The sequence below is a fragment of the Nocardia sp. NPDC050175 genome, assembly GCF_044459885.1.
Classification (GTDB): Bacteria; Actinomycetota; Actinomycetes; order Mycobacteriales; family Mycobacteriaceae; genus Nocardia.
Genome location: NZ_JBITJI010000009.1, coordinates 87,455 through 102,089 on the forward strand (window position 1 = coordinate 87,455; position 14,635 = coordinate 102,089).

At 68.7% G+C, this 14,635-nt stretch carries 14 protein-coding genes; 4 read left to right on the forward strand and 10 right to left on the reverse strand.

From position 1 onward, the window contains the following. Positions 1–144: 144 nt before the first annotated feature. Positions 145–1,788 (forward strand): 2-succinyl-5-enolpyruvyl-6-hydroxy-3-cyclohexene-1-carboxylic-acid synthase, encoded by a 1,644-nt coding sequence (menD, locus tag ACIBK2_RS29115; protein WP_396971663.1) that lies wholly within the window; start codon positions 145–147, stop codon positions 1,786–1,788. A 30-nt stretch (positions 1,789–1,818) separates the two neighbouring features. On the opposite strand, the gene ACIBK2_RS29120 is transcribed toward menD, so the two are convergent. Further along, positions 1,819–2,052, reverse strand: a complete 234-nt coding sequence (locus ACIBK2_RS29120) for a hypothetical protein (protein ID WP_396971664.1) — start codon at positions 2,050–2,052, stop codon at positions 1,819–1,821. A gap of 131 nt (positions 2,053–2,183) precedes the next feature. Continuing rightward, positions 2,184–2,420: a hypothetical protein gene (locus tag ACIBK2_RS29125; RefSeq protein ID WP_396971666.1), complete on the reverse strand. Its 237-nt coding sequence runs from the start codon at positions 2,418–2,420 to the stop codon at positions 2,184–2,186. A 218-nt stretch (positions 2,421–2,638) separates the two neighbouring features. Between ACIBK2_RS29125 and ACIBK2_RS29130 the strand changes: the two genes are divergently transcribed. Continuing rightward, positions 2,639–3,217, forward strand: a complete 579-nt coding sequence (locus ACIBK2_RS29130) for a TIGR03086 family metal-binding protein (protein ID WP_396971668.1) — start codon at positions 2,639–2,641, stop codon at positions 3,215–3,217. Here the strand turns inward: ACIBK2_RS29130 and ACIBK2_RS29135 are convergent. After that, entirely contained in the window at positions 3,186–3,836 is a 651-nt protein-coding gene (locus ACIBK2_RS29135; RefSeq protein ID WP_396971670.1) for a TetR-like C-terminal domain-containing protein, read from the reverse strand. The genes ACIBK2_RS29130 and ACIBK2_RS29135 overlap by 32 nt on opposite strands. An 82-nt stretch (positions 3,837–3,918) precedes the next feature. Here ACIBK2_RS29135 and ACIBK2_RS29140 point away from each other — a divergent pair, with 82 nt between their 5' ends. Continuing rightward, positions 3,919–4,953 carry an aldo/keto reductase gene (locus tag ACIBK2_RS29140; RefSeq protein ID WP_396971672.1) on the forward strand — a complete coding sequence of 345 codons (1,035 nt, stop codon included), beginning with the start codon at positions 3,919–3,921 and terminating at the stop codon, positions 4,951–4,953. Here ACIBK2_RS29140 and ACIBK2_RS29145 read toward each other — a convergent pair whose 3' ends face one another. The 4 genes from ACIBK2_RS29145 to ACIBK2_RS29160 form a co-directional block, all read right to left on the reverse strand. Further along, positions 4,954–9,132, reverse strand: a complete 4,179-nt coding sequence (locus tag ACIBK2_RS29145) for a molybdopterin-dependent oxidoreductase (protein WP_396971674.1) — start codon at positions 9,130–9,132, stop codon at positions 4,954–4,956. It lies immediately after the preceding gene. A gap of 113 nt (positions 9,133–9,245) precedes the next feature. Continuing rightward, complete coding sequence (locus tag ACIBK2_RS29150; protein WP_396971676.1) at positions 9,246–9,950, reverse strand: demethylmenaquinone methyltransferase; 705 nt, start codon at positions 9,948–9,950, stop codon at positions 9,246–9,248. 86 nt (positions 9,951–10,036) lie between these two features. Further along, positions 10,037–11,176: a glycosyltransferase family 4 protein gene (locus tag ACIBK2_RS29155; RefSeq protein ID WP_396971678.1), complete on the reverse strand. Its 1,140-nt coding sequence runs from the start codon at positions 11,174–11,176 to the stop codon at positions 10,037–10,039. A 95-nt stretch (positions 11,177–11,271) separates the two neighbouring features. Then, the gene (locus tag ACIBK2_RS29160; RefSeq protein WP_379291088.1) at positions 11,272–11,724 is read right to left on the reverse strand and encodes a DUF3592 domain-containing protein; all 453 of its coding nucleotides are present in this window, start codon (positions 11,722–11,724) and stop codon (positions 11,272–11,274) included. Between the two features lie 39 nt (positions 11,725–11,763). Here ACIBK2_RS29160 and ACIBK2_RS29165 point away from each other — a divergent pair, with 39 nt between their 5' ends. Further along, on the forward strand, positions 11,764–12,270 hold the full coding sequence (locus ACIBK2_RS29165) for a DUF2505 domain-containing protein (RefSeq protein WP_396971680.1): 507 nt from the start codon (positions 11,764–11,766) through the stop codon (positions 12,268–12,270). Positions 12,271–12,363: 93 nt separating this feature from the next. On the opposite strand, the gene ACIBK2_RS29170 is transcribed toward ACIBK2_RS29165, so the two are convergent. From ACIBK2_RS29170 to ACIBK2_RS29180, 3 genes are all read right to left on the reverse strand, one after another. Then, the gene (locus ACIBK2_RS29170; RefSeq protein ID WP_396971682.1) at positions 12,364–12,801 is read right to left on the reverse strand and encodes a VOC family protein; all 438 of its coding nucleotides are present in this window, start codon (positions 12,799–12,801) and stop codon (positions 12,364–12,366) included. Positions 12,802–12,855: 54 nt separating this feature from the next. Next, positions 12,856–13,281, reverse strand: a complete 426-nt coding sequence (locus tag ACIBK2_RS29175; RefSeq protein WP_396971684.1) for a helix-turn-helix transcriptional regulator — start codon at positions 13,279–13,281, stop codon at positions 12,856–12,858. Positions 13,282–13,361: 80 nt separating this feature from the next. Continuing rightward, on the reverse strand, positions 13,362–14,627 hold the full coding sequence (locus tag ACIBK2_RS29180; protein WP_396971685.1) for a geranylgeranyl reductase family protein: 1,266 nt from the start codon (positions 14,625–14,627) through the stop codon (positions 13,362–13,364). Positions 14,628–14,635 lie beyond the last annotated feature (8 nt).

A 14,635-nucleotide genomic window follows, 5' to 3' on the forward strand; every position in this document is an offset into this window, starting at 1 on the left:
CGTGCACGTCGAACGCGTCGCACATCGACCGGCCGCCCGCGGCCGGGCTTTCCGATGTGCGGCGCGTTCTGCTGTCCGGCCCGGCCCGCCGGGTGTGAGCAGGGCGACGGAGACGGAACGCCCACTGTCTGAGAGGCTGGAGACGTGAACCCGTCTACAGCACAAGCGCAGGTCGTGGTGGACGAACTCGCGCGTGGGGGTGTGCGGGATGTTGTCCTGTGCCCTGGATCGCGCAACGCCCCGCTGGCCTTCGCGCTGCAGGCCGCCGACGCGGCCGGCCGGCTGCGGCTGCACATGCGCATCGACGAGCGGACCGCAGGCTTCCTGGCCATCGGCTTGTCGGTCTCCAGCCGCCTCCCGGTGCCCGTGGTGATGACGTCGGGTACCGCGGTGGCCAATCTCGGCCCCGCCGTGCTGGAGGCCAATTACGCACGCATTCCGCTGGTCGTGCTCAGCGCCAACCGGCCGTACGAGATGCTCGGTTCCGGCGCGAATCAGACGGTGGAGCAGCTCGGACTGTTCGGTAGCCAGGTCCGTGCCACCATCAGCCTCGGTCTGGCCGAGGTAGAGGCGCTGACCGACGACTGCGCGGAGTACGGGCATCAGAACAGCCAGTGGCGCTCGGCCGTCTGCCGGGTGCTCGCGGCGGCCCGCGGCACCCGCTCCGGCAATGCGGGTCCGGTGCACTTCGACATCCCGCTGCGCGAGCCGCTGGTGCCCGACCTCGCACCGGGTGAGCTGGCGCCGGGCGGGCGCGCGGACGACCAGGCCTGGACCAAGACCCAGTACGCCACGCTCGATGTGCCGCTCGATCTCGATCTCACCCCCGACACCGTGGTCATCTCCGGACACGGCGCCGGGCTGCGCCCGGAACTGGCCGACCTGCCCACCGTCGCGGAACCCACCGCCCAGATGCACGGCCCGGCGCTGCATCCGCTCGCGCTGCCGCTGCTGAAGCCGCGCCAGGCCATCATCACCGGGCGGCCGACCCTGCATCGTCAGGTGTCCAAAGTCCTTGCTGACCCGGCGGTTCGGGTCTACGCGCTCACCACGGGCCCGCGTTGGCCCGATGTCTCCGGCAATGTGCTTGGCACCGGCACCAGGGCGGTCACCACCGGCGCGCCCCGGCCGGAGTGGCTGGCGTACTGCCGCGAGCTCGACGCGAAGGCGAATCAGGTGGTGCGCGAGGAACTCGACCATCACCCGAAGCCGACCGGGCTGCATGTGGCCGCGGTGGTGATGAACGCGCTGCGTGACGGCGATCAGCTGGTGCTCGGCGCGTCCAATCCCGTGCGGGACGCCGCCTTGGTGTCGCATCCGCGTCCCGGCATCCGGGTGCTGTCGAACCGCGGTGTCGCAGGCATCGATGGCACGGTATCCACCGCCGTCGGGGCGTCGTTGCGGCACGAAGGTCGCACGATCGCGTTGATCGGCGACCTGACGTTCCTGCACGACGCGTCCGGCCTGCTGATCGGTCCCGGCGAGCCGCGGCCCGCCGATCTGACCATCGTGGTGGCCAACGACGACGGCGGCGGCATCTTCGAGCTGCTCGAGCAGGGCGATCCGCAGTACGCGGGTGTCTTCGAGCGCGTCTTCGGCACGCCGCACGGGATGGACCTGGCCGCGCTGTGTGCGGCGTACCGGATCCCACACAAGCAGGTCGATCCCGATCAGCTTGCGGTCGAACTGACCGGAAACGCGCATGGCACACGGGTATTGGAAGTGGCTACCGAGCGCTCCAGCTTGCGCGAGTTGCACGCGACGGTGCGTGCCAAGATCTCTCCGTAGCTGAGTCCGTGTGCCGCATGCTTTTTCGGGTCAGGCAGGTTCGTCGTCGAACGGGACGGTGATCGACTGTTCGATCACGTCGGCCGGATCGGCACCCCATGCGTCACGGGCGATGGTCTCGGCAATCTCCTGGTGGACGCCGCCGTCCAGCTCGGGGCCGTCGTTCAGGTAGTCGGCGTCGTTCGGATACGCGGGGATCGACTGTTCGGCGAGATCGGCTTCCGGAATCGCGTAAATATCGGCGGACGTGCTGCGATCGGTCATGGTGCTCCTCGCTGCGATGGCCTCGATCGCGGTCGTACCCGTCGTGGCGCGCCGCGATCGAGGCGGACAACAGTTCCAGCACTGTCGAGCATGCGCCAGGTCCGGCCCGCGAGCAACCCCATGGCGTCCGATCACTCGCCGTCGAGCGCCCCGGTTCCGCTGGCGGGATATTCGACCAAGGCCAGCGTGCGGGCGGCCATGAACCGTGCGGTCCGCACCGGCGTTCCGGTTCGGGTTACTTCGGTCACTTCCACCACTCCGCGCGCTATGCGCACGTCGACTCGTCGCCCCGCACGGGTGGCTACCACTTCATAATTGCGAGACCCGTCGCCGAAGTCGACGACGATCTCCACTCGATCACCCTTCATCTACCAATTGTCCTCTTTTCCAGCGCTTTTCGCTGTCACGACTTGGTCGCGGTGCGGTGCCGCAGGCGGCGTCGGACGGTAGTGGCAGGCAGGCGAATTCGGTCGACGCCGCTTGCGCCGCGGGCAATCGATCGGGCTGCTGGAATTCGCACCGATGAATCCTGTTGTGCCGCGTCGTCTGCACACACAGGAGACGTCCAGCCCGCTCAGGAGTTTCAATGAACCAGGAATTCGATTTCGAACCGGCCGCCGCGGCACTCGAGGCCGTGGTCGTCCGCATCACCGATGATCAGCTCGCCGCAGGCTCGCCGTGCGTGGACACCAGCGTGCGCGACCTGCTCGCCCACGTCGTTGATCTGACCGAGGCGTTCCGGCAGGCCGCGACGAAGGAGGCGGTCGGCGGTTCGGTCGCGCCGTCCATCGGGGTAGAACGCGCACTGGCCGGTGATTGGCGCACCCGAATTCCCGAGCAGCTGAAGGCGCTCGTCGGTGCCTGGCGTGAGCCGACCGCCTGGGACGGCGTGACCGAAGCGGGCGGCGTCAGCGAGCAGGCACCGGTGATGGCCAGGATCGCGCTGGACGAACTGGTCATCCACGGCTGGGATCTGGCCAAGGCCACCGGCCAGCCGTTCACCGCCACCGCGGCTGACCTCGCCACGCTGCTCGACATGCTCAACGGCGTCCCGGCCGAGGGCACCCCCGGGCTCTTCGGTCCGGTGGTCCCGGTCCCCGCCGAAGCGTCCGCGCTCGACCGCGTGCTCGCGCTCACCGGTCGCCGCGCCGACTGGACCGCGTAGGCGAGACCGGTGTGACGAATGTGCCTGCGGTGACGGCGTTTACGGCGGCGCGGGCGGCGGCGGTCGCGACGTGGTCATCGATCGGATCGCCGCTGGCCAGCAGGCGGTAGTACAGCGGGGCGGACACCGCCGACAGCACGGCGCGCGCATCGGTGCCTGCGGGCGCCTCGCCGCGTTCGATGGCCCGTTCGACGCAGGGTGACCATTCGGTGAGGCGGACGTCGTAGAAGCGGCGCAGGGCGGCGGCGGCGGACTCGTCACAGGTGGCCGCGGCGATGACGGCCTGAAAGAGCTTGCCCTGGCGCGGATCTGTCAGCGTCTCGGCGACCAGGCGGGCGTTGGCGGTGAGGTCGCCGAGCAGTGATCCGGTGTCGGCGTGCGGCACGGACTGTTCGGCCATGTCGACCAGGAGATCGGTGACCAGGCCGGTCGGCGTGCGCCAGCGCCGATAGACGGTGGTCTTGCCGACCTCGGCGGCGGCGGCCACCTCGGCGAGGTCCAGGTGGGCGAAGCCGCGCTCGGCCAGCAGATCGCCGGCGACCTGCAGCACGGACTCGCGGACCCGGGCCGTGCGTCCACCAGGGCGAACCGAGCCGGGAGCGGCCTCGTCGTCAGTCATAATGGGTCTCCAGTTTCATTTAGAGCCGAAAGGGTGTACCGTTCGGCGTGTTAACGGAACTATAGACCCCTTAGGGGTCAACATGGAGTATCGGCGGCTCGGCGCATCAGGTCTGCACGTTCCGGCCCTGAGCTTCGGCGCGGGCACGTTCGGCGGACGCGGCGAGCTTTTCAGCGCCTGGGGTGACACCGATGCCGAGCAGGCGCGGCGACTGGTCGACATCAGCCTGGCGGCGGGCGTCACCATGTTCGACACCGCCGACGTCTACTCCGACGGCGCCTCCGAGGAGGTGCTCGGCGCGGCGATCAAGGGCAGGCGCGATCAGCTGCTCATCTCCACCAAGGCGTCGCTGCCCACCGGCCCGAGTCCGACGCAGGCCGGTTCCGGGCGGGCCAGGCTGATCGGCGCGGTGGAGGCCGCGCTGCGCAGGCTCGGCACCGACTACATCGACCTGTTCCAGCTGCACGCGTTCGACGCGGGCACCCCGGTCGAGGAAGTTGTTGCCGCACTGGATGATCTGGTCCGCGCGGGCAAGATCCGCTATCTCGGCGCCTCCAACTTCGCCGGCTGGCAGCTGATGAAATCCCTTGCCGCCGCGGACAAGCACGGCCTGACCCGCTACGTCGCGCACCAGGTGTACTACTCGCTGGTCGGTCGCGACTACGAGTGGGAGCTCATGCCGCTCGGTCAGGACCAGGGCGTCGGCGCTGTCGTCTGGAGCCCGCTCGGCTGGGGTCGGCTCACCGGCAAAATCCGCCGGGGCCAACCGCTTCCGGAAGGTAGCCGCCTGCACCAAACCGCCGAGGCGGGCCCGCCGGTCGATGACGAGAAGCTGTATGACGTGGTCGATGTGCTGGACGAACTCGCCGCAGAAACCGGCAAGACCGTGCCGCAGATCGCGCTCAACTGGCTGCTGCGCCGCCCCACCGTGTCCACCGTCATCATCGGCGCGCGCAACGAGGACCAGCTACGCCAGAACCTCGGCGCCATCGGCTGGGAGCTCACCACCGACCAGGTCGCCCGCCTGGACAAGGCCAGTGCCACCACCCCGCCCTATCCCTACTACCCGTACTACCGCCTCGGCGACTTCACCCGCTTGAACCCGCCTGCGGTGTAGCTAGTAGACGTCGCGGACGTAGCGCTTTTGCGCGACAAGCTGTTTACGGAAGGCGAGGGCACCCGCTTCATCGAGGTTGCCGTGGACGCGGGCGATGCGCAGCAGCGCGTCGTCCACGTCCTTCGCCATTCTCGTTGCGTCGCCACAGATGTAGAGGTGCGCGCCGTCGGCGAGCCAGGACCAGAGTTCGGCGCCGTGCTCGATCATCCGGTGCTGCACGTAGATTCGCTCGCGTTGATCGCGGGAGAAGGCCAGGTCCAAGCGGGTGAGGAAGCCGGAGCGGAACATGTCTTCGAGTTCGGTGCGGTAGTAGAAGTTTCGGGCGGCGTGCTGTTCGCCGAAGAACAGCCAGTTGCGGCCGGCGCAGCCGAGTTCCCGGCGCTCGTGCAGGAAGCCGCGGAACGGCGCGATGCCGGTGCCCGGGCCGACCATGATCATCGGTGCCGCCGGGTCGGCGGGCGGGCGGAAGTGCGGTGCCCGCTGCAGGAAGATCGGCACCGCGGCGGGCGCGGTGCCCGCCCGGTCGGCGAGGAAGGTCGAGCAGACGCCGCCGCGGCGGGCCGCGGAGCCGGTGGCGGCCGGATCGCCGTAGCGCACGATGCCGACGGTCAGTTGCACTTCGCCGGGGCTGACCAGCGGGCTCGACGAGATCGAATATTGGCGCGGCTGCAGCTTTTTCAGCGTGCCGAGCCAGTCGACCAGATCGGCCCGCACCGGGAAGTCGCGCAGCACGTCCACGGCCTGCCGGTCCCACAGATAGTTATCGAGCTCGTTGCGATTGTCCCGGCGCAGCAGCTTCGCCAGCCGGACGTTCGGATTGCGCTCCGCGATGAAGGTGAGCAGGTCGTTGCTCACCTTGCTGATGTCGTAGTGCGTGCGCAGCGCCTCGCCCAGCGACAGTTCCCGATCGTCGAGCTCGATGACCCGGCGTCCGTCCAGTCCCGTGCAGGCGAGCCATTCGTGCACCAGCACCGTGTCGTTGGTCGGCCAGACGCCGAGCGAATCACCCACCTCGTAGTCGGCTTCCAGCCCGCGCAGGTCGAAGCCGAACTGCCGCACCTCTTTCGCCGAGCTGCCGAGGGTGAGCGATTCGTTGCGCACCAGCGGCGCGAGGACCGGCGCCTGCCGGGTGAACGGCGCGATCTCCCGGCGGGCGCGGCCCGGTGCGGGGGCGGCGGCGCGGGTGAGCACCGCCGTCATGGTGCTGCTGCGGGTGCGGGCCGTCCGATCCTGCGGCGGTGGGCTCGGATCATGTTCCGGCGCATCGCCTTCCATCGACTCGCCGAGCACGGCCACGACCGCGTCGAGCCAGCGCTCGGCGGGCTCCTGAAAGTCGGGTTCGCTGTCGACGCGCGGAAGCAGCCGCGTCGCACCGTATTCCGCGAACTTCTCGTCCAATCTACGGCCGTGCCCACAGAAGTCGTCATAGGAGGAGTCGCCGAGCGCGAATACCGCGTAGCGCACGCCGGTGAGCTGAATCGCGTTGCCGTCGAGCCGGTTCCAGAAGTCGGCGCCGTTGTCCGGCGGCCCGCCGTCGCCGAACGTGCTGCTGATCACCAGTACGTCACCGGCGAGCCCGTCGACCGCGCATGAGTCCATGTCGAGCAGCCTTGGCGCGAAACCACATTCGGCCAGCCGTGCGGCGACCGTCGCCGCGAGTTCTTCCGCGGACCCGGTCTGCGATGCCCACAGCACGGTCACCGAGTGCGCTGGCGGCGCATCGGGAGCTGCGGCGGCGCGGGAGTACATGCCGGCCAGCACGCCGTCGATCCACAGCCTGCTCTGCGCGGACATCGGCGCGGCGGCGGGCAGCACGGGCAGCCCGGTCACCGGAATCGCCTGTAGCGCCGCCAGATATCCACTGAGATAGATCCGCTCGGCCTCGGTGAGCATCGGCGTCGCGGCCGCATCCAACCCGAACGCCGCGGCCAACGGGTGCGCCGTGGCCTGTGCGGGCGTCGGCACCGCGGGCGCTTCCGGCGGATCGGCCTCGGGTACGGCTACCCGGCGCAGCGAGACCGCGCAGGCCTTGAACTCCGGTTGCAGCGAGGCCGGATCGACGGCGTCGTTGGTGACCGCGTTGATCGTCAGATACTCGCCGTGCTCGTCGTTCCAGTGGAACGGCGCGAAGCAATCGCCGGGCCGGACCCGGTCGCTGATCTGTACGCCCAGCACGGCCCGCCCACGTCGCGAAGCGATTTCGAGCTGATCGCCCGCTCGCACTCCGAGCCGTTCGGCGTCGGCCGGATGCACCTCGACGAACGGCTGCCCGGTGATCTTGTTCAGCTTGTCGATCTTGCCGGTCTTGGTCATGGTGTGCCATTGATGCTGCAGCCGGCCGGTATTGAGCAGGAACGGGAAGTCGTCGTCGGGCATTTCTTCCGGCGGCAGGTGCGGGCGCGGCCAGAACACGGCCCGTCGGCTGGGCGTGGCGAACGCCAGTCGCGGCTGACGGCCGTCCGCGTCGATATACAGATTCTGACTGACACCATCGTTGACGTAGCGAATCGGATTGCGCGAGCGCGCGCTATCCGGACAAGGCCACTGCATCGGGCCGTCCTCGAGCCGCTCGAAGTCCATGCCGCGCAGGTCATATCCGGTGACCGGATTGGCGAACCGCTTGATCTCGGCGAAAACCTCGGCGCTGGAGCCGAACTCGAATCCGGCGAAACCCATCGCGGTGGCCACCTGGGCGATCAGCAGCCAATCCGGGCGCGCGTCGCCGATCGGATCGACGGAACGCTGCAGCAAGGTGACGGTGCGCTCCGAATTCACCATCACCGCATCGGCTTCGGCCCACAGCGTCGCGGGCAGCAGCAGGTCGGCGTAGGCATTGGTGGCGGTCTCGGTGTAGGCGTCCTGGGCGATCACCAACTCGGCGGCCTCCAGCCCGTCGAGCACCGTCTTGCGGTTGGCCACGGTGGCAACGGGATTCGTGCAGATGATCCAGGCCGCCCTGATCTTGCCTGCGGCCAGTTCGCGGAACATCTCGATGGTGCCCGGCCCCACCTCGTCGCGCACCGTGCCGGGCGTGAGTCCCCACGCGGTTTCGACGAAGGCGCGGTCGGCGGGGGAGAGCACGCTGCGCTGGCCGGGCAGGCCGGGGCCCATGTAGCCCATTTCCCGCCCGCCCATCGCGTTCGGCTGCCCGGTCAGCGAGAACGGCCCGCTGCCGACCCGACTGATGGCGCCGGTCGCCAGGTGCAGATTGCAGATCGCGTTGGTATTCCAGGTGCCGTGGGTGGACTGATTGAGTCCCATCGTCCACAGCGACATCCATTCGCCCGCCGCACCGATCCACCGTGCGGCAGTACGGATATCGGCCTCGGCGAGCCCGGTGATCTCGGCGACCTTCGCGGGTGGATAGTCGCCGAGGAACTCGGCCATCCCGTCCCAGCCCTCGGTGTGCTCGGCGATGAAATCCCGGTCGATGTCACCGTTTTCGACGAGCAGGTGCAGCAGACCGTTCAGCAGCGCCAGGTCGGTGCCCGGCGCGATCTGCAGGAACAGGTCGGCGCGGGCCGCGGTGTCGGTGCGCCGCGGATCGACGACGATCAACTTCGCGCCTGCCTTGAGCCGATCGGCCATGCGCAAGTACAGAATCGGGTGACAGTCGGCCATGTTCGCGCCGATCACGAAGAACAGATCGGCGTGCTCGAAGTCGTCGTAGGAACCGGGCGGACCGTCCGCGCCCAGCGATTGCTTGTATCCGGTGCCCGCGCTCGCCATGCACAGCCGCGAATTGGCCTCGATGTGCACGGTCCGCAGATAGCCCTTGGCCAGCTTGGTGGCCAGGTATTGCGCCTCGAGCGACATCTGCCCGGAGACGTACACCGCGATCGCGTCGGGTCCGTGCTCGTCCAGGATCGCGCGCAGTCGATCGGCCGCCTCGCGCACCGCGTCGTCGACCGGCACCGGCACTGGTTCCCGACCACGTTCGGGCCGTCGGTACGCGGTCTCCATCCGGCCGGGCGTGCGCATCAGTTCCAGGTGGGTGGCGCCCTTGGTGCACAGCCTGCCCGCGTTCGCCGGATGCAGCTTGTCACCGCTGACCTTCGCGATGACCGGCGCCCCGTCGGCGCCCGCCCGGGTCTGCACCGTGATGCCGCAACCGACGCCGCAGTACGAGCAGGCCGTCCGTGCGGTGCCGTCCGCGGGTTTTGTGCCAGCGTCCACCATGCCCCCGATCATGGTCATCGCCGATTTCGGCGGGTTTACCCCGCGTTATCGACAGATGACAATGACCCTCACCAGCACAAAAGCGGTCGGTGAGGTGTGACGGAGATCGCTGGTCAGCCGAGCTTGTAGGCCCGGTGCAACGCGACGATCCCGCCCGTGAGATTACGCCACTTCACCGAGGACCACCCGGTGTCGGCGATCCGCAGCGCCAGTTGCCGCTGGTTCGGCCAGGCCCGAATCGATTCCGCGAGATAGACATACGCGTCGGGATTGCTGCTGACCGCGCGGGCCACCTTCGGCAGCGCCTTCATCAGATATTCCATGTACACCGTCCGGAAACCCGGCACGATCGGCGTGGAGAACTCGGCGATGACCAGCCGGCCGCCCGGCTTGGTCACCCGCAGCATCTCGCGCAGCGCGGTGTCCGGATCGGCGACATTGCGCAGACCGTAGGAAATGGTCACCGCGTCGAACGATTCGTCCGCGAACGGCAGTGCCATCGCATCGGCCGCCACCATCGGCACCTTGCGGTGCTTACCCGCGGCCAGCATGCCCTGGGAGAAGTCGGCGGCCAGGCACCAGGCGCCGGACTTCGCCAGATCGAGCGTGGACACCCCGGTACCCGCCGCGAGGTCGAGCACCCGCTCGCCCGGCCGGGGCGCCAGCGCCTTGCGCACCGACCAGCGCCAGTAGCGATCCTGACCACCGGAGATCACAGTGTTGGTCAGGTCGTACCGTTTCGCGACACCGTCGAACATCGACGCAACCTCATGCGGCTGCTTGTCGAGCGAGGCTCTGGTCGATTCTGTTTTAGCCACGCCTGACCCTAACGTCCACGGTGCGGCGTGCCGAGCCAGGTACGGAGATCGCTCGATCACATCGAAGCCTGGTCGAGCCGCGTCCGTTATGCCGTATGCGGAAGCCGCATTCGGGTGCCGGTCACGTCCGCGTAGTGCCCCATCAGCTCGGTGCAGATGGCGGGCCAGGTGCGGTGCAGCACCGATTTGCGTGCGGCACCGGCGAATCGGGCCCGCAGCACCGGATCATGCAGTGCCGCAACGGCACTCGGCAGCAGTTCGGTGAAACGGTCGACCGGGAGCAGATAGCCGTTGCGGCAGTGCGCGATCAGGTCGCGCGGGCCGCCCGCGTCCGGGCCGATCACCGGGATGCCGCAGGCCAGCGCCTCCTGTACGCCCTGGCAGAAGGTTTCGTGCTCGCCCGCGTGCACCATCACGTCCAGGCTCGCGTACGCCTGGGCCAGGGTGTCGCCGCCGAGCTCGCCGGTGAACACGGCGGTCGGCATCATCCGCGCGAGCCGGTCCCGTTCCGGCCCGTCCCCGACGATCACCAACTGGATGTCCGGGTTGTTGCCGAGCACTGCGAGCCGCTCGACGTGCTTCTCCGGCGCGAGTCGTCCGACGAAGCCGACCACCAGCTTGTCGCCGTCGAGCCAGGAGTCGCGCAGTTCCGTGCGGCGTGCGGCCGGGTTGAACCGGTCGATGTCCACGCCACGGCCCCAGCGGTGCACGCGCGGAATGCCGTGCTGCGCCAGGTCGTCCGCGGCCGCCCGGGACGGCGCCAGCGTCCTGGTCGCACCCTCGTGGATGCGTCGCGTCCAGGCCCACGCCGCCCGGCTGGCCAGCGCCAGCCCATAGCTCTTGGCGAATCCCGCGACATCGGTCTGATACACCGCCACCGTCGGCAGGTCCAACCGCATCGCCGCCGCGAGTCCGCCGGCCCCGAGCAGGAACGGCGAGGCCAGATGCACCACGTCCGCGTCGAATTCCTCGATGGCCGAGACGATGCCGGGCTGCGGCAGCCCCACCGGCAGCGAACTGATCTTCGGCACCATCACCGCGGGCACCCGGTGCACCCGGAACCGCTCGTGCCAGCGCGCGGCGGGCGGCAACCCGCGCGTGGTGTCCGGGGCGATGATCAGCGCGTCGTGGCCGTGCCGGTCCAAGTGTTCGACCACCCGCAGCACCGAGTTGACCACGCCGTTCATATTCGGCAGAAACGACTCCGCAACGATCGCTACACGCACCCTCTCAGGGTGACCGCCGCAGCGCGCCGTGCCCCCACACGGGCGTTAAGGAAACCTAAAGATCGAGCGAACTCCTCGGGCCGACCGCCAGTAGTTCAGCTCGATTTCGGGCGTCGCCTGCCTAGCCGGGCCAGCAGCCACAGCGTCGGCAACGCGATCAACCACACCACCACGATCACCGACAGGGCGGGTGGAATGGCAACGCGGACATCGCGTCCCTCCACCCGCACCAGATCGGGATCGGCGCGGTTGTACTCGACCCGGATGCGCTCACCCGCGGTGAGATTGGTCGGATACAGCACGCCGACCTTCGGATTGTGGGTCTCCCCGTCCGGGGTCACGTACATGACCGCCGAGCGCAGCCGCCCCGCGGAGAGCACCTCGGCGCTGGCCACACCCTTGTCCGAGCTGATCAGGTAGTCGTTGCGCCAGGCCGCGCACACCAGCAGCACGACGAGCACGCTGACCACCGCCGCCGCCGTGAGCACGCCGATCCTGGCCCGCCGCAGGCGGATCGACCGCCGATCAGACTGGGTGGTTTCCAACACTGCAACAGGCTACCGACCGACTCGGATACGGTGTCGCGCATGTCCCGAAAATTCAGCTTCACCGTGCCTTATGCCGTCCCGGTCGAAGATCTTCACCGGGCACTTACCGACGACAAGGTCTGGCAGGCCCGTTTCGCCGACGCCGCGACCGCGACACTGGACCTTTCCCATCCCGACGGTGCGGACACCATCCGCATCCACATGACCGAAAAGGCTTCCGAGGACAAGATTCCGAGCGTGGTGAGCAAGGTGCTGAAGAGCCAGCTCACTCTCGAGCGCACCGATAACTGGGCAGCGTTGGCCGGCGAGGTCGCCAAGGGCTCGTTCGAGGGCGCGACCACCGGCATCGCCACCGAGATGTCGGGCACCTACGAAATGCGTTCGACCGCAGAGGGCTCCGAGATCGAGGTGGTCGGCACCGTGCAGGTCAAGGTGCCGGTGGTCGGCGGCGCCATCGAACCGCTGGCCGAGCAGCTGCATCATCGCGTGCTCAACAGCGAGCGCACGTTCATCGAGGAGTGGGTCGCCGCACAGGCGACTGCCTGATCCAGTCGAGGCCCTGCCTGATTCGGCACAGGTCTGCCTGAACTAGGCACTGCCCCGCCGTCCCGGTCTGCGCCGGGACGGCGGGCCCCTCCACTACTCGAAGGCCGCGGGGGAGTAGTCCTTCTGCTCCACCAGCACCAGCCAGTTCCCGGAGTTGTCCCGGATGATCGCCTCGGTGCCGTAGGGCCGGTCCGCGGGCGGCTGGACGAACTCCACACCCTTCGCGGTGAGCTCCTCGAAGGTCTGCTGGCAATTCTCGGTGCGCAGCCCGAGCGCGCCGTGCGTGCCGTTCGCGAGCGCGCGGCGGATGGCGTCGGCCAGGTTGTCGTCCAGTGGCGGACCGGGGACCATCAACGTCACCTCGAGCTCCGGATGCGCCGGGTGCGCGACGGTGACCCAGCGGAACCCGTTGTCGCCCATGGTGATATCAGTGACCTCGACGAAACCCAGCTTGTCGACGTACCACTGCTTGGCCTCGTCCTGGTCGGTGACGTACACGGTGACCAGGGAGACGTTCGTGATCGTTGTCATGCGACCAGGCTATGGGCGGGCGGTGCCGGGTGGCTTCTCCGAAATTGCGCGATCTCAGCCGTCCCGTTTGCGGTCGCTGAGGCCGTGCATGAACACATAACACCCGGGAATGCGCGGCGCCCCGTCGGCGAATTTCGCCTGATACGCCGAGGGCGTGACGCCGACCAGCTGACGGAATTTGCTGCTGAACGAACCGAGGCTGCTGTACCCGACCAGCATGCACACCTCGGTGACCGTGACATTGGACGAGCGCAGCAGATCCTGCGCGCGCTCGATCCGCCGCTCCGCCAGATACGCGGCCGGCGTCAGCCCGTACACCGCGGCGAACGCCCGCAGGAAGTGATATTTGGAAACCCCTGCGGCAGCGGCTAATTCATCGAGACGCAGCGGGTCGGCATACTGTCGATCCGCGAGATCGCGCGCCCGCCGCAGATGCGGCAGCAAATACAGCGCGGGCAAGCCACCTTGTTGTCCGCCCATAGTCGATAACCCGTCGTCGCGTGGGCAAGGCAAGCATCAGCCTACCGCCGGGCGCATCCGGGAAACCGCAGGTCCTGGCGTCAGGAAAAGGGCGGCAGGTCGTCGCTGCGCATCGACATCCGCCCGGCCGCCCGCCACGCCCGCGCGGTCAGGTCCACGTCCTCGTCGGTGACCAGATTGCCCATCACCCGAACCGCCGTGCGCTGCAGGTACTTCGACCGCATCACCGGCGGCCCGCCGACCGGCACCATCCGCGGATGGGTGGCCAGACCGGCGATCCGGCGCGCCACCGAGAAGGTGCGGCCGTACTTCGCGCGCAGCAGTTCGGGCCAGACGCGGGTGAGGTCCGGCTCGTCGAGCAGCCCGGCCAGCATGTGCCCGCCCTCCAGGCCGTAATCGATGCCCTCGCCGTTCAACGGATTCACACAACCCGCGGCATCGCCGACCAGCACCCAGTTGCGTCCCGCCACATTCGACACCGCGCCGCCCATCGGCAACAGCGCCGAGGCCACCGCGCGCAACGAACCCTCGAACTCCCACTCGTCGAAGCGCTGCTTCGTGTAGTGCTCCAGCAGCGGCTTCAACGCGGTATGCGACGGCCGTTTCTCGGTGGCCAGCGATCCGACCCCGATGTTGACCTCACCGTTGCCGAGCGGGAACACCCACCCGTAGCCGGGGACCAGCGCATCGTCGGCGTCGCGCAGTTCGAGATGCGAGGTGATCCACTGGTCGTCGCTGCGGCCGGACTTGATGTAGGCGCGGGCCGCCGTGCCGTACGCGTACTGCCGATGCCAGGTGCGGCCGAGCAGCCGTCCGATCGGCGAGCGCACGCCGTCGGCGACGACGAGCGTCGCGCACTCGATGGTGTGCGTACCCGCCGCTGTCCGCACGATCACACCCGTGACGCGGTCGCCATCCCGCGTGACATCGACCACCTTCGTGCCGTCGATCATCCGCGCGCCGGACTTCATCGCGGTCTCGCGCAGCTTGTCGTCGAGTTCGGTTCGGGGAACGGCACTTCCGTAGGTCGGGAAGGAACCTGAGGGCCACGGCAGCAGCGCCTCCCTGCCGAAACCGGTCATCCGCAGGCCGTGGTTGACGGTGTGTGCGCGCAGCCAGTCGCCGAGGCCGAGGTGTTCCATTTCGGCCGTCGCGCGCGGGGTCAGCCCATCGCCGCAGGTCTTGTCCCTGGGGAAGACGGCGGAGTCGAGCAGCACCACGTCGCGACCGGCCCGCGCGGCCCAGGCCGCCGACGCCGAGCCGGCCGGGCCCGCGCCGATCACGAGCACCTCGGCCGTGGCGGGCAGCGCGTCCCCGCTCGCGGGGGTGACTTCCGGTGAACCCATGGTCCCAA